Genomic DNA, 16932 nt, shown 5'->3' on the forward strand with positions numbered 1-16932 from the left:
TGTGGCGGATGGTCATGCTCGGCGGGTCCTCGTAGCCGGCGCGCACGGTGGCGATGTCTGCCAGGCGCAGCAACTGGCCGCCCACTTCCAGCGTCACGTTGCCGACATCGGCGGTGCTGCGCAAGCCACCGTCCACGCGCACCTGCACGCGGTCGTGCGTGGCATCCACCGAACCGGCCGGCGCCACGATGTTCTGGCGCGCCAGCGCCTCAAACACGGCCGTGGGCGCGATGCCCAGCGCTGCCAGGCGTCGCGTGGACACCTCCACGTAGACGCGCTCGGCCTGCTTGCCCAGCACATCGACCTTGCCCACGCCGGCCACGCTTTGCAGGCGCCGCTTCACGTCTTCGGTGAGCGTCAGCAACTCGGCCATCGACAGCTCGGGCGCGCTCATCGCGTACAGCACGCTGTAGCGGTCGTTGTACTCGTCGTTGAAGAACGGCCCGCGCACGCCCTCGGGGAACTCCTGGCGCACGTCGGCAATCTTCTTGCGTGCCTGGTACCAGGCGTTGTCCAGCTCGGCCTTGCTGCTGCCGCCCTTCATCCACAGCGTGATGCCGCCATAGCCCTGGCGCGAGAAGCTGCGCACGTATTCGAAATGGTCCAGCTCCTGCAGGCGGCGCTCGATGCGGTTGAGCACCTGGTCCTGCACGTCCTGCGCCGTGGCGCCCGGCCACACGACGACGGCTGTCATCTGCGGCACGTCGAAGTTGGGGTCTTCCAGCCGGCCCAGCCGGTTGAAGGACAGGGCGCCGACGATCAGCGTCGCGATGATCAGGAACAGCACCATTGGCCGGTGCGTGACGGCCCAGTGCGACAGATTGAAGTTCTTCATGACGTGCTCTTGGTGGCGGCCGCCGCTGTGGCTTCCGCGGGCCGATCGACGGCGCGCACGGTGAGGCCGGCATCCAGCTTCTGCGCGCCGACGCTGACCACCCGGCTGCCGGTCGCGAGGCCGGTGACGTGCACGGATGCGTCGTGGGTTGCCACCACCTGCACGGGGGTGAACACCACGCCGGAGCCCTTGGCATTCAGCACCCAGACACCCGCCGACCCGCTGCCCTTCACCAGCGCGGTGACGGGCACGGCCATTGCGGCCGCTCCGGTGGCCGGCCCCGACAGCTTCAGCTGCATGGTGCTGCCCAGCGGCAGCGTGGCGACCTGCGCGCGCGACTCCGGGGCCGCCGCGTAGCGCACGCGGAAGGTCCGGCCCTGCGCGCTGGCCAAGGGCGAGAGTTCGCGCAGCACCAGCCGCAGCGGCGCCTTCGGGTCATTCGCGGCATTCACGGTGTCTTGCCACGGCGTGGCCACGGCGGTCAGCTTGCGCGCCTGGCCCATCCATTCCTCGGGCAGATCGGCAACGATCTCGCGCTCGCCATCGCGGGCCAGTGACAAGACGCGTTGGCCTTCGGCGACGACCTGTCCGCGTTCAAAGCGCAGCGTGGTCACCACGCCGGCATACGGCGCCACCAGCGTGGTGTAGCCCTCGCGGTTGCTGGCCAGGTCGAGCTGGCGCTTGGCATGGTCCAGGCGGGCTGCGGCGGCATCGGCGCGGGCCTTCTGGCGTTCGTGGTCGGCCGCGCCCACCGAGCCGTCGGCCAGCAGGCGGCGAAAGCGCGCCTCGTCGGATTGGGCCTGTTGCGCATCCACAGCAGCCGCCTGCACCTGGTCGGCAGCGGCGCTCACGCCGAGACGGTAGTCGGCCGGGTCCAGCCGCGCCAAAGCCTGGCCGGCCTTCACCACGTCACCCACTTCGACCAGCCGGTCCACCACCTTGCCGCCGGTGCGAAAGCCCAGCTCGGTCTCGACGCGCGCCCGCACCACGGAAGTGAAGCTGCGGGTCTGGGCGACACCCGCAGGCGTAGCGGTGGTCACGAAAACCGGCTTGACGACGGCCGCGGGAGCCGGCGGCTGGCCGCAACCGGCCAACAGCACGGCGGCGGCGATGGCCGTGAGCGACACGGCGGAGAAGGTCCTGTTCATTGGGGTGTCCTTGCGGCAAGAGAAGTCATGGCGGTGCTGGCCTGGGCGGGCGCAAAGCCCCCGCCCAGGGCCTTGTAGAGCTGCACGTCGGCCAGCACTTGCTGAAGCTGGCTGTCCGACAAGGCAAGTTCGCTGGCCAGCACCGAGCGCTGCACGTCCAGCAGCGTCAGCAGGTCGATCTGGCCTTCGCGCTGCAGCGACTGGGCACGCTGCAGCGAGCGGCGGCGGTGCTCGACGGTGCGGGCCAACGCGGCGTTGCGCTCGGCCTCCTGGTTGCGCACGAGCAGGCTGTCCTCGACCTCCTGCACGGCCACCAGCACCGCCTTCTGCCAGGCCAGCAGCGCCTCCTCGGCGCGCGCCGATTGCACGCGGATGCCCGCATCGATGCGGCCGGCGTTGAAGATGGGCGCCGCAAAGGCCAGCGCGACGTTAGAGAAGTGAACTGGCGCCAGATCGAGCGCGTTAAGGCTCAGGTCCTGGCGGCCGATCAGCGCGCTCAAGAAGAGCTTGGGCCACCACTGGGCGCGGGCCTCGGCGCCACGCAGCGTCTCGGCCGCCACCCGCCCTTCGGCAGCGATCAGGTCGGGGCGGCGCTTCAGCAGTTCGCTGGGCTGGCCGGTGCCGATCTCTCGCATGGCGGGCCAGGCAAAACCTGCGCCCGGGTCGTCGACGACACGGGCCGACGGGTTGCGGCCCAGCAGCACGGCCAGGCGCGTCTGCGAGACGCCGGCCAGCATGCGCAGCGCGGGCACTTGTGCGTCCAGCGCCTCGGCCTCGGCGCGGGCGCGGTCCAGGTCAAACGCGCTGGCCTCGCCTTCGCGCAGGCGGCTGGCCACGCGGCTGGCCGTCTCCTGCTGGGCGGCGGCCAGGGCCTGCACGATGCGCAGCCGCTGCTCCGCACCCCGCAGCACGTAGTACTGCCGCGCCACCTCGCTGGCCACCAGCAGCCGCGCGCCGTCCACACCCGCCGCTGCGGCCACGGCATCGGCCTGGGCCGCATCGCGCGCAGCGCGCACGCCGCCCGCCAGATCGATCTCCCACGCCACGTCAACACCCACCCGCAGTGCCCGGGTGTCGGGCTGGCCTTGCTTGACCGCTGCCGGCAGGCCGCTCTCGCTGTTCGAGGCCGAAGCCTGCAGCCCGACCGTCGGCAACAAGCGCGACCCCTTCGCATCACGGCCCGCATGGGCCTGGGCAACACGTTGCAGCGCGATGGCCACGTCCTGGTTGGCGGCCAGTGCCTGCTCGACCAGCGCCGTCAGCGTGGCATCGGCATAGCCCGCCCACCAGGCGCTGTCCAGCGGGCCGGCGGCCGTCGACAGCCCGGCCTGTGCAAAGGTGGCGCTCAAGGGCACCGATGGCACCGGGGGCTGCACCGGCGGTGCTGCGCAGGCCGACAGAAAGACCAGCGCTGCCAGAGCGACAGAGCGGACGCCCCAGGCGCCCGGGGTGCGGCTGCGAAGCGAGGAAGATGGCATGGCGCTTAGTTAGTGGACGATTTAGTACAGTAAATGTAGCTGGCTATACTGGACTGTCAAGTACATTAAATAAAATGCCCACAAGCAAAAGTGACGACGCGCCCAAACTGCCTCGCGGCAGGCCGCGCGACCCCGAGCGCTGCCGGCGCATCCTGGAAGCGGCAAACCGCCACTTCAATGCACACGGTCTGGCGCGCGCCAGCATGGAAGCCATCGCTGCCGAGGCCGGTGTCTCGAAGATGACCGTCTACAGCCACTTCACGTCCAAGGAGGGGTTGTTTGAGGCGGTGATCCGCGAGCGCACCGAGGGCGTGGTGGGCGGCCTGGCCGGTGCGCAGGCGCTGGACCCCACCCAGCCCGAGAAGGCACTGCTGGCCGTCGGCGAGCAGTTTCTGGCGCTGGCCCGGGAGGGTGACGCGCTCGGCCAGTTCCGCTCGCTGTACGGCGCGGCCGGCACCCAGCCCGAGGCCTGCCGGGCCTTCTACCGGCAAGGCGCGGATCGGCTGATCGGCGATTTGGCGGCCTATCTGCGCCGCGCGGACGCGGCGGGCGCGCTGAAGGTGCGGCAGCCGCGCCAGGCAGCCGACCTGTTCCTGGCGATGTTCCTGGGCGATGGCCACATCCGCGGTCTGCTGATGCTCGACATGCCCGATGCGCGGGAAAACCGGGCATTGTTGCGGGAGGCCGTCAGGGTATTCATGGCGGCTTTCGCGACAACTGCATGACGCTTCGGTAAGCACCGCCGCATCGTCGTGTTCGAGCTCTTTGCGGACATGCGCGCCACGCAGTTGCGACACCGTGGCTACCTGAAGGCGGTGCGCGACCATGACGCACCGGAGCCGATCTTCATCCAGGGCTCGCAAGGCGCCAGCGCGGAGGATGATTTCGCCGCCATCGATGCGCTGGTTGGCGCCGCGCTGCTCAAGCACAAGCCGACGGCCATCGTGGCCGGCAACGACAAGATGGCCGCCCGCATCATCCAGTGCCTGCACAAGCGGCAGATCGCGGTGCCCAACCAAATCTCCGTGCTCGGCTTCGACGATCACCCCATGCTCGTTCACGCCACCGATCCGCCGCTCACCAGCGTGCGGCTGCCCTACCTGCAGATGGGCATGCGCGCCGCCGAGCTTGCCTGCGACCCGACTCCAACCGGCAAGCACAAGGAGCGCTGCGACGTGCAGCTGCGCGCGTCGGTTGCGGCCGTTGCCGCGCGCGGGAGTGGCAGGTGATTCGTTTGATCGCAGTGGCCCTCAGCGTGGCCACCTTGGCTGCGCATGCGGCGCCACAGGACCTGCATGTCTGGCGCCACGAAACCGGCGATAGCGAGCATTCAGCGCGAAGCCGCGCATCGGCGCCGGCTCCTGGCAGTGGGCGATTTCCAGCAGTTGCCCCCATCCCGACGGCGCGCGTCAATTCATCGAGCACCTCATCAGCACGCCCGAGATTGCGGCGTTCTCGGCAGAGACCGGCCTGATGCCCACGAGCGAGGCGGCGGCAGATGCCACCTCGATGTACCGCATCGGCACGCGCTACCTGATCGGTGGCGGGACCCGCAGTTCCTGCGCTCCATCGTCAACACCTTCCTGTTCGCGTTGCTGGTGGTTCCGCCGCAGTGCAGCCTGGCCTTTGCGATGGCGCTGTGGGTGAACCAGAAGTTCCGCGGCCGCGTCGCCTTGCGCACCGTGTTCTTCTCGCCGGTGGTCACGTCCACGGCGGTCGTGTCCGGGCAGTCCGAGCGTCACGACGCCCCGCGCATCCTTGAGTCCGCAGACATCCATCTGGAGATATGGGTGGACGGCAGCACGCTGGAGGTGTTTGCCGAAGAGGGTCTGGTCGCCATCTCCGACCTTGTCTACGCGGCCCCGGCGGCCACCGAACTCGGCTTCTTCCATGGCTCGGAGGACCCGACAGTTCAGCTGTTCGAGATGAGCTTCGTGCGCAGCGCGATGTACACCGCCGCGGTCCAGATCACCTGAGGACGCTGCTATGTTTTTGGTCTGTGGTGAAGCCCTGATGGCTGTGTTCGCTGAACGCGAGACAGCTTCTGGTGTGCTGCTCGATGCCCGTGTGGGCAGGTCGCCGTTCAACGTGGCCGTCGGGCTGGCACGATTGAATCAACGAGCAGCCTTCTTTGGCGGGTTGTCGAGCGGATTTCTGGGAGATCGGCTCAACTAGGCACTCGACGCCGTGAGCGGCGCGCATCTGGTCAAGGTGAGCTCGGAGGATCTCCACCTGCTGTGCCCGGACACGCCGATTCACGACGTGGCCGATGCGTGGCTCGAACTGGGCTGCAGCTTGGTTGTCGTCGCGCGCGGCGGTGAGGGCGCCATTGCATTCACCAAGCGTGATGTGGTCCATGCCGATGCGCACCCCATTGATGTCGTCGACACCGTCGGCGCTGGCGACACCTTCCAAGCTGCACTGCTGACTTGGCTCAGCGAGGAGGGGCTTCTTTCTATCGAGGCCGTCTCCTCAATCACCGCCGCTCAGTTGCGGTCGGCGCTGGCGTTCGCATCGGCCGCCGCCGCGATGACCTGCACACGTCGCGGCGCGGACCTCCCGAGGCGGGCAGAACTGCAGGCTTGAGATCTGCAGGGTCAGCCGCTGATGCGCACGCGGCCTGAGCTGGCGGTGCGTGTTTCATTGCTGGCCGGAGCTTCTGGGTCGGTGAAGTCGACGCTGAAGCGGTAGATCTCGGCGCCGGCGGTGTCCTGACCGGTGCATGAGAGGCGGTTCACGGCGGCGCGCACCTTGCGCGCCATCGCGATGGAGATGCCCTGCGCCTTGACGGTGCCGATGCGGCCGTTCTCCAACACCAGTTGCACCTTGACCTCGCCGTAGCGGCCCTCGTCGGCCCAGGTGCGCGCCAGCGCACTGAGCAGTTGCTCGTCGAGGTTGTCGCACGCCGCATGGACGTCGTAGCGCGCGGTTGCATCGACGATGCGACCGCGAATCTCGACGCGCTCTACGGCGTTGGACTGGGCCCATGCAGGCGCGGCGGCAAGCGTCAACGTGGCGAGGCCGGCGAGCAGGCGGCGATTGAAAGTGAGGGCGGACATGGGGAACTCCTGGGCAGTGCGGTGGGGGGACTGGAGACGCGGAATTGCGTCGACCTGTGCTCAGGCTAGGTGCACGGTCGAGCGGACCCAAGGCGCAAGCGATGAGTTGCTGCCCGCGTGCGACGGGCCGTAAAAAACCGCAGCTGAACTGAGGTCGCGACGAACGCGTGGCTTGGGCGGCGCCCATGTCATTCGTCACGAAGGATCGCCATCAGGGCTTGCCCGTTCGTGTGGTGTTGCGTGTTTGACGGCTGGACAGCGCGCAACACCGCACTAGGGCCTTCACGTCCCCACGTGCGGTGACAAGCGGGGTTTCGCGAAATCGCAAAACTTCAGCTTGCTTCGGAACGCGCCAAGCCGTGAACAACGCGGCGCCCCATGTGGAGATCCCACGGGCCGAGCCGGCGAGCCGTCCGCCACGGCGATTTTTGTGGAACCCCCCAATGAGATTCGATTGCGTCAACAGAAGATCCCTGATCGCACTGGCCTGCGGGCTGCTGGCGGCGGGAGCCGGCCAGGCCGGCGTGTCCAACGCCCAGGTTGATCTGGGCATTGCCAGCATCGTGCAGCGCGCGGTGCCAGCCACCGACCGGCTGATCGTCGGCTACCGCGACGCGGCCGAGGCCGCAGCGGGTGACACGGCCGACCACCGCGTGCTGCGCGCCCGCAGCGTCGATGCGACGGCCTTGTCCGGCCGGCTGGGGGCCATCAATGCCAGGCTGGCGTTGCACGGCGCCCAGGCGCGGCTGCTGCGCCAGACGGGCACCGGCGCCCACGTCTTCAAGCTCGACCGCGCCCTCGCCAACGGCGAGCTGGAGCGCCTGGCCGCCGAGCTGAAGGCGAGCGACGCCAACATCGCGTACGCGGAGCCCGACCGCAAGATGTACCCGCTGTTCACGCCCAACGACTCAAGCTACAGCTCGCAGTGGGATCTGTACGAGACGACCGGCGGCATCCGCGCTCCGGCGGCCTGGGATCTGGCGACCGGCTCGGGCATCGTCGTGGCGGTCATCGACACCGGAATCCGACCGCACGCCGACCTGTCGGGCCAGACTGTGGCCGGCTACGACATGATCAACGACACCGCCGTCTCCAACGACGGCAACGGCCGCGACAGCGACCCCAGCGACCCGGGCGACTGGACGGCGGCCAACGAATGCTCAGCCGGCGATCCAGCCAGCGGTTCGAGCTGGCACGGTACCCACGTGGCCGGCACCATCGCGGCCAAGACGAACAACGCGCTGGGCGTGGCCGGCATTGCTTTCAACGCCAAGATCCAGCCCGTCCGCGTGCTGGGCAAGTGCGGCGGCTACACCTCGGACATTGCCGACGGCATGGTCTGGGCTTCGGGCGGCACGGTCTCGGGCCTGCCGACGAACGCGACGCCGTCGCGCGTCATCAACCTGTCGCTGGGTGGCGGCGGTAGCTGCGACACCACCTCGCAGAACGCCATCAACAGCGCCCGTTCGCGCAACACCGTCGTCGTCGTGGCAGCCGGCAACGAGAACCAGAACGCCAGCAACTCCAGCCCGGCCAACTGCGCCGGTGTCGTCACCGTCGCTGCGACCAATCGCACCGGCGGTCGCGCCTACTACTCCAACTACGGCGCCATCGTCACGCTGGCGGCACCGGGCGGCGATGTGCGCTCGTCCAGCAGCAACGGCATCCTGAGCACGCTGAACGCCGGCGCGCAGAGCCCCGGCGCGGACAGCTACGCCTGGTACCAGGGCACGTCCATGGCCACGCCCCATGTGGCCGGCGTCGTTGCGCTGATGCTGAGCGCCAAGCCCACGGCCACGCCTGACCAGGTCAAGGCGGCGTTGCAGAGCAGCGCGCGCGCCTTCCCGGCTACCTGCTCGCAATGCGGCTCGGGCATCCTCGACGCGGCGGCAGCGGTGGCGGCCATCAGCGGCACGGGGGGGCTGCCGACGGTCAACGAGACTGAGTCGAACGGCAGCATCGCGACGGCCAACACCGTCTCGGCGCCGGCCAATGTGGCGGGCACCATCAGCTCCAGCAGCGACACCGACTACTTCAAGGTGACCTTGCCGGCGGGCAAGACGCTGGCTTCGACGCTGACGATGACCAACGGCAGCACGGATTTCGATCTCTACGTGAAGAACAGCTCGGGGACGACGCTGGCCAAGAGCGAGAAGGCGGCGGGGCAGGTGGACAGCGCGAGCTATGCCAACGGCGGCTCCAGCGCGGTGACGCTGTACGTGCAGGTGCTGCGTTACAGCGGGACCGGGGCGTACACGCTGAAGCTGCAGTGGTGAGGCGTCCTCGAACCCTTGTCGGTCCGCCATCCGTGGCGTGAAGCATGCGGGCAAAACGGGAAGAAGGCGGGACGACCCGCCTTTTGCCCGCCAGCCCACATGGCCGTGACAACACGATGTTGACGATCCTGCCCGGACTGCGGATCCCGAACTTCGTGCCGGAAACCGTGCCGGTGACCTGACGGTCGGTGGACGGTTCGCCTACATTCAGCGCCTCAAGACGAGGAGCACGATTGACGACACAAGCTGGGTCTCACAAATGGCACGCCGCGTTGCTGGCTGCTGCGGTCATCGCGGTGCCCGCCTGGGCGCAGACAACCAACAACGCCCCGCAGGAAGCCAGGGCGACCGCTGCGGCGCCATCGGCGCGACCGTGGATGACTGCCAAGTCAGACCCTTCGGAGCGCGCCACGCTGCTGCTCAAGGAGATGACGCTGGCGGAAAAGCTGCATCTCGTGTTCGGCTATTTCCCGAGCAAGGCGGAGTGGCAGCGGTCACCGATCAAGAACTGGGAATCGCACCCGGGCTCTCTGCCCGACTCGGCGGGGTTCGTGCCGGGCATCGAGCGTCTGGGTATTCCTGCGCAGTGGCAGACGGACGCCGGCATCGGCGTTGCGAGCCCTCGCACGCCAACGCCGCGCCTGCGGACTGCCTTGCCCTCGGGCATCGCCACGGCGGCGACCTGGAACCCCGCGCTGGCGGAGACGGGCGGCGCCATGATCGGGCGCGAGGCCTTCCTGTCCGGCTTCAACGTGCTGTTGGCGGGCGGCATGAACCTGGTGCGCGAGCCGCGCAATGGTCGCAACTTCGAATACAGCGGCGAGGACCCGCTGCTGTCGGGCGTGATCACCGGCCGCCAGATCAAGGGTGTGCAGTCCCAGCATGTCATCTCGACGATGAAGCACTTCGCCTTCAACGGCCAGGAGACCAATCGCTTCATCATGGATCACCGCATCGGCGAGCAAGCCGCCCGCCAGTCCGACCTGCTGGCCTTCGAGATCGCCCATGAAGTCGGCCAGCCCGGCGCGGTGATGTGCGCCTACAACCGCGTCAACGGCGCCTATGCCTGCGAGAGCGACTGGCTGCTCAACCAGGTGCTCAAGCGCGACTGGGGCTTCAAGGGCTATGTGATGACCGACTGGGGCGCTGGCCACTCCACGACCCAGGCGGCGCAGGCCGGCCTGGATCAGGAGTCCGGCTGGGCGTTCGACCGCTCGCCCTATTTCGGCGACGCGCTGCGCGAAGCCGTCAACAACGGTCACGTCAGCCCGGCGCGCGTGGACGACATGGCCCGGCGCATCCTGTGGGCGATGTTCGCCAACGGCCTGTTCGACCATCCCGTGGCCGGTGATCGCGCCGAGACCATCGACTACGCCGCGCACGCCGCAGTGGCCCGCGCCGACGCCGAGGAAGCCATAGTCCTGCTCAAGAACGACCGCCAGCTGTTGCCCTTGGCCAAGTCGGTGCGCAACGTCCTGATCGTCGGCGCCCATGCCGATGTCGGCGTGCTCTCGGGGGGCGGCTCCAGCCAGGTCTATGGCCGTGGCGCGCCGCCCGACGGCCTGGTGGTGGCCGACGAATACGGCAAGGGCTTCCCGGGGCCCAAGGTCTACCACCCGTCGTCGCCGTTGAAGGCCTTGCAGGCGCGAACGACCGCTCGCGTCACCTACCTCGACGGCAAGGATGTGAAGGCCGCCGCAGCCGCTGCGCGCGGGGCCGATGTGGTGATCGTGTTCGCCGAACAGTGGACCGCTGAATCTCTCGACGTGCCCGACCTGTCGCTGCCGGATCAGCAGGACGCGCTGATCGACGCGGTCGCCCGCGCCAATGCCAACACCGTCGTGGTGCTGCAAACCGGCGGCCCGGTGCTGATGCCGTGGTTGCCCAAGGTCGGCGCGACGCTGCAGGCCTGGTATTCCGGCACGTCCGGCGGCGACGCCATCGCCCGCGTGCTGACCGGCGAGGTCAATCCGTCAGGCCGCCTGCCGGTCACCTTTCCTGCCTCCGTGCAGCAACTGCCGCGCCCGGTGGTGGAAGGCGATGCAGCGCTGGACCGCGACGCCCATCCGCTCAGCAACTACGACATCGAAGGTGCGGCGGTGGGCTACAAGTGGTTCGACAAGACGGGTGCCAAGCCGCTGTTTCCGTTTGGCTACGGCTTGTCGTACAGCGAATTTGCCATGAAGGGCCTGTCCGTCGCCCCGGCCGGCCAGGGCCTGACGGCACGCTTCACCGTGACCAACCGGGGCTCGCGGGCCGGCAAGACCGTGGCGCATATCTACGTGGCTGGCGCGGGATGGGAGGCGCCGCGTCGGCTGGGCGGCTTCACCAAGGTGTCGCTGGCGCCGGGCGAGAGCACGACGGCCGAGGTCACGATCGATCCCCGGCTGCTGGCCACCTTCGACACCGCGACCCGCACCTGGCGGATCGCTGGCGGCGACTACCGGGTCATGCTGGCCTCGTCCGCCGCACTGACCCTTGAAACAGCGACCGTGCATCTGGATGCACGCACGGTCGAGCCACGCAAACACTGAGGCGAACGCCGTGCGACTAGACCTGGATAGACGTGACTTCCTGATCGGCGCGGGGGGCGTGCTCTCGACATCAGCCATCGGCGCCGCGCCGCGCGGCAAGGAGGTGCTGCTGCTGTGCTACTTCACCGGCAAGGACGAAGGCCGCGAGGGCCTGCGGCTGGCAACCAGTGCTGACGGCTACACCTTCACCGCGCTGCGCAACGGCGCGGGCTACCTGACACCCACGGTCGGTGAAAACCGGCTGATGCGTGACCCGTCCATCACGCTGGGCCCCGACGGCGTCTATCACATGGTTTGGACCACGGATTGGTTCGGCGACGTGATCGGCCACGCCACGTCGCGTGACCTGCTCAACTGGTCACCGCAGCAGGCTATTCCCGTCATGCGCGCCTTTGCCGGCACGCGAAACACCTGGGCGCCGGAGTGCGTCTACGACCCGGTCAAACGGCAGTTCGTCATCTTCTGGTCCAGCAGCGTCGCGGGCCAGTTCGGCGCGACGAATCAGACCAATTTCGATGGCCTTGATCACCGCCCCTACTGCACGACGACGCGGGATTTCCGCAGCTTCACGCCGACACGGCTGTGGTTCGACCCGGGCTTCAACGCCATCGACTTCACGTTGCTGAGGCTGGAGGACGGCGCCGTGCGCGTGATCTTCAAGGACGAGACCAACGGCGCGCGGGTGGAGCGCAACCTGCGCACCGCCAGCGCCGCGTCGCCACTGGGGCCCTTCGGCCCAGCCAGCGCTGCCTTCACCGAAAGCATGACCGAAGGCCCCACCGCCATTCGGCTCGGTGACCGCTACATCGTCTACTACGACATCTACGAGCAGCACCGCTTCGGCGCCCGCACCACGCGCGACTTTGTGACGTGGGACGACGTGAGCGCGCGGGTGCAGTTTCCTCCCGACGCGCGCCATGGCACGGTGCTGCGTGTGCCTGAAGCGCTCGCGGCCAAACTCGCCTGATCGCTGGCTACCAGACCGTCAGCGGGTCCTTCGCCACCATCGCGCTGCCCGGCTTGCAGCTGAAGGCCTGCGCGAAATAGGGCGAGTTGCTCATCGGTGTCGGCACGCGGTATTTGGCCGGCGAGTGCGCGCACCGTGCGGCGGTAGCGGAACAAGTCGGCGACCGTTTTTGCCACGCTGAATACGGGTACTGACGTTCCGGCAATCTTCTTGTGCTCGACGCTGCGGCGCACAAGCTCATCTGAGAACCGGGTGATGCGGATTGGCAGGTAGCTGACCCGAGGGCGCCAGTCCTTGCGTCCGATGGCGATCCAGACCTTTGGCGGCATCTGGTCAGTGAGGCCGTGGAACGCGAGGGCTGATGAGGCCAGGCAGACGACGCCCTTTGGTACCAGCAGGGCCGCTTCTGCCAGGGACTGCTGAGCATCGAGCGCGGCGTCGGCGAGTTGATAGAGCCCGTGGGCGAGGCGCATGACCTCGCCGGTGTGGGGATCCAAAGTTCGCGCGCTCTTGTCAAAGTTGGCGACCCCAGCTTCCGCGCTACTTCAGCGCCGACTTCACCGGGCGCCGTCAGCTGCAGTTGGCCGTCACGAACCGGAGGGCTGCTTAAATGGCGACAGGCATCGGGCTGGACGCGACGTTCGTCAAGAACATGGACTGGGCACTCGCCCTGAAGCGCATCTCGCAAGACGTTCGGACGGACTTCATCCATGCCCCGCACATCGGCACCATCCATGCGCAGGCCGGTGAAGCCCTGGTCGAGCAGGTCACGCACGACCTGAAGGCAGGCACCTACCGCTGCGGCGAGCCCGTCACGGTGGAGGTGCCCAAGACCTTCCGGATCGGCGTCGCCGATGGCACGCGCAACGTGTTCGGCCCGAACTACTCCCACCAGGGCAGCATCCTGCTGCCCTGCGACCGTCTGTTCTACCAGGCGCTGGCCGACCAGGCAGCGCGGTGATCGACAAGGCCACCGATCACGACCGGTCGTTCAGCCACCAACTGGGTAACGCCAACTCGCCGACCATGTTCCATTCCAGCCCCTCATGCTGGAACGAACTGCAGGACGTCAACCGGGACCACGCGCGAACCAAAGGCGTGAAGTTTCATTGCCTACCAGCCGCCGCGACTCCTTATCATCCCGGGCCTGCACGACAGCGGCCCGGCGCATTGACAGACCTGGCCGCAGGGCCAGTACCGCGACGCCCGCCGCGTCACGCAGCGCGACCCGAGCCGGCCGGAGCTGGAGCGCTGGGCCGAGCGCATCCAGCGTACGCTGGAGGTTGCTGGGACACCGAACGAGAAGGGCGACTGGCTGGCCGTCGCCCATAGCTTCGGCTGCCTGGCAGTCGCCCGCCACCTGGCCGACCGCCCCGACGCGCCCATCCGCGAGGCCCCCTTCGTCGCCCCGGCCGAGCCCGACCAGTTCGACCTCGCCGAGGCCCTGCCTCAGCGCGGCCGGCCACATGAACGCCGAAGCCGGCTTCGGGCTCCTTCTCCATCGCCAAAGGCTGGATCGAGGCCGCCCCGCCGCGCCGCTGCCGCGGAATGCGGAGTTCCGCAAATGGGCTTTCGCCGTGTGATCAGCAGCGCCTAAGGCGCAAGCCGCCCGAGAGACCGAGCAGTCCAATCAACGCGAGCGAAATCGACTGCGGTTCAGGTACAGCGGACGTAGCACTGGGCGTGCGGCTAGTCACACTGACGTACATGTCCAACGTACCTGACATGGGAGCACCGCTGAGGTTCGTGAACGATCCGGAAAGTGAACTGGATCGTTCCCGGGAATCAGGCGAAAAAAGATAAGCCCCAACTGCTTCGTCCCAGGTTTTTTGAGATTGCAGATACATCTCACTGCCCAAATCTGTCAATTGGTGTCCGGTGCCACCCACGTCCGGCCCAGACAGCTGGATGCGAGTAGCAGCACTCGCCATCTCGGGCTGGTACTCACCGCTACCCAGCCAGCTGTGCGTCACCTTGGTACTCAACACGCTCGTCGCAGTGACCACCAATAGGGATCTGTCCGATATCGTGAACTGATTCAACGCGCCATACGCTTCGGCCCACGCGAGATGATTGTCGGCCTCAAAAGCGGCGCTCGTCTGAGCCAGATGCGTACCGCCCATCCTCGTGGTGGCATCCACGGTGAACGAGGAACTTGCCGACACGCCTGCAGATGAAAGCTGTCGAGCAAACGACGCGAAGGCTTTCGACGACTGGACGGAAGAACGGCCCACCGTTTCATTGTTCGACATGATGAAAACGATGCCCCGATAGGTCTGATCCGTGTTGTCTTGAAATTTAATCCAAGGCGTGATGCCGTCCGACACGTCAAGATCGAACAACGTCAGCGTCACGGATGAAAGTTCGGCGGACGCAAAGCTGTCGGCCTGGGCAGCGGGCAACAGCCCTGCGAGCGCCAGTCCCGAAACAACACGGCTAATCGATTTCATGGCGAGCTCCCGATAATTCCGCACAGCCCATCGCGTGCAGGCCGAGCCTAGTGGACCCATAGCTCGCAACGTCAGAAAATCGGACGCTCCCCCTAACCTGAAGTTCCCCCGCAGTCCCCGCCCCGATCAGCCTGTTCTCTCCCATGAGACAGGCTGTTTCTGTGCGGCATACGCGTGCATTTTGTAGACATGTCTTGAGCACCAGGTGCCCGCTTTGCACCCATGAGTGCGCCGCAAATGGCCTGGTCCGCACCTCAACCACCCATCGGGCGAACAGTCCCTGTTTAGCGAGGAAATGCACCAGGGTCAGCGAGTCATGGAGGAATTTGTCATGCGCCGTGAACAAAAAGGCGCGCATCCGCATGCACGACGAGACGACATCGCGAAGATTTGCAGCGTTGCAAAGCGCTACGTCCGACAACGCTGTTGGCCGCATGCGACGCGCGCGGCCTTCGATGTCTGAAAGGCTGAGCCGATGGATCCAGAAGGCGGCGACGGCAGCGGAGTGAACAAGTTTGAACGTGCTCCGCCAGCCGATCGCCGGGGCAACAGCCTGGGTCTCGGTGTCGAGGCTTTCAACAGGTTGCTCGAGCGGGGTGTCATGCCGCCGCTTGTTGCCGGCATCCGGGAGCATGTGCTGAACCTTCAGCTTCTGCACCCAGGCGTCGAGGTTGAATTTCTCGGGACTGCACAGCTCAGTCGCAGCATTTGAGGGTCAGTCAGCAATGATTCGCTCTCGATGCCGCGTGCGTGACGCCGCTGCAATGCTCTGCCCGCCTTCGACCAGACGCACCGCCTCTTGCTTGAACTCCAGCGTGTAACGCGCCCCGGCAGCGCCTGTCTTCGTCCTCGTCATTTCGCTTCCTCTTGCTTGGATTGAATCACTCAGCAAGGGATACGCTTTTCGGGGGGCAAAGCCGTCAGAACTGGAAGTGTTGCAGTGGGAACTGGTCGAGGAATGCTCTCCGCCAGGGGCATGGTCGGTCCCGTTGGTCCTGTGGTAAGGCATGTCAGCGGTGCCGCGGCAGCGCTCGTGGCGGCGAGCGCGGGAAAGACCATAGATGGCGCGCTAGAGCTGTTGGAGCTCTGGGTGCGAACCCGATTGGGTCTGCGTTCCGAGCCGTCCCTGGCAGCAACTAAAGGATTTCAGGGCCCTCGGGGCAGAGCCCTCGTCGCCCGCCTTGCCGTGCGGTGCGGCTTGTGTTCAGCGTCCGCCGTTACAAGTCACCCGCTCACAAGCATATGGCGGACTCGCGCCGACGCGAGCAGGCCAAAAGCTGCTCTCGACGCCGGCGCTCGTTATCTTGCAAGAGCTTCGCCCAGCCGTGCCGGCCCTGCCCGGTGCTCCCAGCCCGCCCTTCACCAGACCGTCAGCGGGTCCTTCGCCACCATCGCGCTGCCCGGCTTGCAGCTGAAGGCCTGCGCGAAATAGGGCGAGTTGCTCATCGGTGTCAGCACGCGGTATTTGGCCGGCGAGTGCGCGTCGGTGCGCAGCTGGTTGATGAGGAACTCGGTGCGCACCTTGGTGCGCCACACCAGCGCATTGCTGAGGAAGAAGCGCTGCGCCGGCGTGTAGCCCTCCACCTTCTTGTCCGCCCCGCCGTTGCGCTTCAGCGCCCGTTGCAGCCCCTCGTAGGCGATGGGCAGGCCGGACATGTCCGAGATGTTCTCGCCCAGGGTCAGGCGGCCGTTGATGCTGTAGCCCGGCAGCGGCGAGATGGCGCCGTAGCGCTCCGCCACCTTGTCGGCGCGCGCCTTGTAGCCGGCCGCGTCGGCAGGGGTCCACCAGTCGGTCAGCGAGCCGCCCGCGTCGTAGTTGCGGCCGCTGTCGTCGAAGTGGTGGGTGATCTCATGGCCGATGACCATGCCGATGCCGCCGTAGTTGACGGCGTCGTCGGCTGATGCCGAGAAGAAGGGCGGCTGCAGGATGCCCGCTGGGAACGTGATCTGGTTCAGGCCACCCGCGAAGGCGTTGACGATGTGCGGGCTGGTGCGCCAGCGGCCGCGGTCGACCGGGGCGTCCAGTTCCTTCATCTGCTGGCCGCTGTGCCACAGCGCGGCCTTGAGCCAGTTGCCGGCGTAGTCGTTGCTGCTGAGTTGCAGGCCTTCGTATTGCGGCCACTTCTCGGGCGCGCCGATCATGGGCTGCATGCGCGCCAGCTTGTCCAGCGCCTTGGCCTTGGTG

The 16932-nt window shown here is 67.2% G+C and carries 19 protein-coding genes and 1 pseudogene; 11 read left to right on the forward strand and 9 right to left on the reverse strand.

The window, feature by feature from the left end:
• The 3 genes from ABIS05_RS06680 to ABIS05_RS06690 all read right to left on the reverse strand — a co-directional run.
• Window positions 1-835 (reverse strand): efflux RND transporter permease subunit (locus ABIS05_RS06680; protein WP_348010769.1); only part of this gene is annotated, 835 nt, incomplete at its 3' end.
• The gene (locus tag ABIS05_RS06685; protein ID WP_348010770.1) at window positions 832-1983 is read right to left on the reverse strand and encodes an efflux RND transporter periplasmic adaptor subunit; all 1152 of its coding nucleotides are present in this window, start codon (window positions 1981-1983) and stop codon (window positions 832-834) included. The genes ABIS05_RS06680 and ABIS05_RS06685, both read right to left, overlap by 4 nt.
• Complete coding sequence (locus ABIS05_RS06690) at window positions 1980-3461, reverse strand: efflux transporter outer membrane subunit (RefSeq protein WP_348010771.1); 1482 nt, start codon at window positions 3459-3461, stop codon at window positions 1980-1982. Before ABIS05_RS06690 ends, ABIS05_RS06685 begins: the two co-directional genes overlap by 4 nt.
• 74 nt (window positions 3462-3535) lie before the next feature.
• Here ABIS05_RS06690 and ABIS05_RS06695 point away from each other — a divergent pair, with 74 nt between their 5' ends.
• From ABIS05_RS06695 to ABIS05_RS06715, 5 genes are all read left to right on the forward strand, one after another.
• Window positions 3536-4186, forward strand: a complete 651-nt coding sequence (locus tag ABIS05_RS06695) for a TetR/AcrR family transcriptional regulator (protein WP_348010772.1) — start codon at window positions 3536-3538, stop codon at window positions 4184-4186.
• Between the two features lie 21 nt (window positions 4187-4207).
• On the forward strand, window positions 4208-4690 hold the full coding sequence (locus ABIS05_RS06700; RefSeq protein ID WP_348010785.1) for a substrate-binding domain-containing protein: 483 nt from the start codon (window positions 4208-4210) through the stop codon (window positions 4688-4690).
• 66 nt (window positions 4691-4756) lie between these two features.
• Complete coding sequence (locus ABIS05_RS06705) at window positions 4757-5437, forward strand: GH32 C-terminal domain-containing protein (protein ID WP_348010773.1); 681 nt, start codon at window positions 4757-4759, stop codon at window positions 5435-5437.
• Between the two features lie 10 nt (window positions 5438-5447).
• The gene (locus ABIS05_RS06710) at window positions 5448-5636 is read left to right on the forward strand and encodes a hypothetical protein (RefSeq protein WP_348010774.1); all 189 of its coding nucleotides are present in this window, start codon (window positions 5448-5450) and stop codon (window positions 5634-5636) included.
• 12 nt (window positions 5637-5648) lie between these two features.
• On the forward strand, window positions 5649-6047 hold the full coding sequence (locus ABIS05_RS06715) for a PfkB family carbohydrate kinase (protein WP_348010775.1): 399 nt from the start codon (window positions 5649-5651) through the stop codon (window positions 6045-6047).
• 11 nt (window positions 6048-6058) lie between these two features.
• Here ABIS05_RS06715 and ABIS05_RS06720 read toward each other — a convergent pair whose 3' ends face one another.
• On the reverse strand, window positions 6059-6520 hold the full coding sequence (locus tag ABIS05_RS06720; protein WP_348010776.1) for a hypothetical protein: 462 nt from the start codon (window positions 6518-6520) through the stop codon (window positions 6059-6061).
• 443 nt (window positions 6521-6963) lie between these two features.
• Between ABIS05_RS06720 and ABIS05_RS06725 the strand changes: the two genes are divergently transcribed.
• From ABIS05_RS06725 to ABIS05_RS06735, 3 genes are all read left to right on the forward strand, one after another.
• Window positions 6964-8796, forward strand: a complete 1833-nt coding sequence (locus tag ABIS05_RS06725; protein WP_348010777.1) for a S8 family peptidase — start codon at window positions 6964-6966, stop codon at window positions 8794-8796.
• Between the two features lie 233 nt (window positions 8797-9029).
• Window positions 9030-11330 carry a glycoside hydrolase family 3 C-terminal domain-containing protein gene (locus ABIS05_RS06730; RefSeq protein WP_348010778.1) on the forward strand — a complete coding sequence of 767 codons (2301 nt, stop codon included), beginning with the start codon at window positions 9030-9032 and terminating at the stop codon, window positions 11328-11330.
• Between the two features lie 10 nt (window positions 11331-11340).
• Complete coding sequence (locus tag ABIS05_RS06735; protein WP_348010779.1) at window positions 11341-12297, forward strand: glycoside hydrolase family 43 protein; 957 nt, start codon at window positions 11341-11343, stop codon at window positions 12295-12297.
• A gap of 7 nt (window positions 12298-12304) precedes the next feature.
• Here ABIS05_RS06735 and ABIS05_RS06740 read toward each other — a convergent pair whose 3' ends face one another.
• Window positions 12305-13009: a M13-type metalloendopeptidase gene (locus tag ABIS05_RS06740; RefSeq protein ID WP_348010780.1), complete on the reverse strand. Its 705-nt coding sequence runs from the start codon at window positions 13007-13009 to the stop codon at window positions 12305-12307.
• Here ABIS05_RS06740 and ABIS05_RS06745 point away from each other — a divergent pair.
• A complete protein-coding gene (locus tag ABIS05_RS06745; RefSeq protein WP_348010786.1) occupies window positions 12908-13258 on the forward strand; it encodes a hypothetical protein in 351 nt (116 codons plus the stop codon). The two genes, ABIS05_RS06740 and ABIS05_RS06745, sit on opposite strands and share 102 nt — an antisense overlap.
• 225 nt (window positions 13259-13483) lie before the next feature.
• Window positions 13484-13894: pseudogene (locus tag ABIS05_RS28185) on the forward strand (RBBP9/YdeN family alpha/beta hydrolase); the annotation flags it as partial.
• Here ABIS05_RS28185 and ABIS05_RS06750 read toward each other — a convergent pair.
• Both ABIS05_RS06750 and ABIS05_RS28190 read right to left on the reverse strand, forming a co-directional pair.
• Entirely contained in the window at window positions 13881-14747 is an 867-nt protein-coding gene (locus tag ABIS05_RS06750; protein ID WP_348010781.1) for a hypothetical protein, read from the reverse strand. The pseudogene ABIS05_RS28185 and the gene ABIS05_RS06750 overlap by 14 nt on opposite strands.
• Window positions 14734-15285: a lasso peptide biosynthesis B2 protein gene (locus tag ABIS05_RS28190; protein WP_407075008.1), complete on the reverse strand. Its 552-nt coding sequence runs from the start codon at window positions 15283-15285 to the stop codon at window positions 14734-14736. The genes ABIS05_RS06750 and ABIS05_RS28190 overlap by 14 nt, the downstream gene beginning before the upstream one ends.
• Between ABIS05_RS28190 and ABIS05_RS06755 the strand changes: the two genes are divergently transcribed.
• Window positions 15223-15459: a hypothetical protein gene (locus ABIS05_RS06755; RefSeq protein WP_348063229.1), complete on the forward strand. Its 237-nt coding sequence runs from the start codon at window positions 15223-15225 to the stop codon at window positions 15457-15459. The genes ABIS05_RS28190 and ABIS05_RS06755 overlap by 63 nt on opposite strands.
• Before the next feature lie 3 nt (window positions 15460-15462).
• Here ABIS05_RS06755 and ABIS05_RS06760 read toward each other — a convergent pair whose 3' ends face one another.
• Window positions 15463-15603 (reverse strand): hypothetical protein, encoded by a 141-nt coding sequence (locus tag ABIS05_RS06760; RefSeq protein WP_348010783.1) that lies wholly within the window; start codon window positions 15601-15603, stop codon window positions 15463-15465.
• Between the two features lie 503 nt (window positions 15604-16106).
• Window positions 16107-16932: M13 family metallopeptidase (locus ABIS05_RS06765; protein ID WP_348010784.1), on the reverse strand; the 826-nt coding region annotated here is incomplete at its 5' end.

Source organism: Roseateles sp. (assembly GCF_039929605.1).
Lineage (GTDB): Bacteria > Pseudomonadota > Gammaproteobacteria > Burkholderiales > Burkholderiaceae_C > Pelomonas.

Coding starts and splice junctions, on each gene's coding strand:
- ABIS05_RS06685 (WP_348010770.1), bottom strand. CDS start 1,983: ATGAACAGGACCTTCTCCGCCGTGTCGCTCACGGCCATCGCCGCCGCC.
- ABIS05_RS06690 (WP_348010771.1), bottom strand. CDS start 3,461: ATGCCATCTTCCTCGCTTCGCAGCCGCACCCCGGGCGCCTGGGGCGTC.
- ABIS05_RS06695 (WP_348010772.1), top strand. CDS start 3,536: ATGCCCACAAGCAAAAGTGACGACGCGCCCAAACTGCCTCGCGGCAGG.
- ABIS05_RS06705 (WP_348010773.1), top strand. CDS start 4,757: ATGTCTGGCGCCACGAAACCGGCGATAGCGAGCATTCAGCGCGAAGCC.
- ABIS05_RS06710 (WP_348010774.1), top strand. CDS start 5,448: ATGTTTTTGGTCTGTGGTGAAGCCCTGATGGCTGTGTTCGCTGAACGC.
- ABIS05_RS06720 (WP_348010776.1), bottom strand. CDS start 6,520: ATGTCCGCCCTCACTTTCAATCGCCGCCTGCTCGCCGGCCTCGCCACG.
- ABIS05_RS06725 (WP_348010777.1), top strand. CDS start 6,964: ATGAGATTCGATTGCGTCAACAGAAGATCCCTGATCGCACTGGCCTGC.
- ABIS05_RS06745 (WP_348010786.1), top strand. CDS start 12,908: ATGGCGACAGGCATCGGGCTGGACGCGACGTTCGTCAAGAACATGGAC.
- ABIS05_RS06740 (WP_348010780.1), bottom strand. CDS start 13,009: ATGGATGAAGTCCGTCCGAACGTCTTGCGAGATGCGCTTCAGGGCGAG.
- ABIS05_RS06750 (WP_348010781.1), bottom strand. CDS start 14,747: ATGAAATCGATTAGCCGTGTTGTTTCGGGACTGGCGCTCGCAGGGCTG.
- ABIS05_RS06755 (WP_348063229.1), top strand. CDS start 15,223: ATGGATCCAGAAGGCGGCGACGGCAGCGGAGTGAACAAGTTTGAACGT.
- ABIS05_RS06760 (WP_348010783.1), bottom strand. CDS start 15,603: ATGACGAGGACGAAGACAGGCGCTGCCGGGGCGCGTTACACGCTGGAG.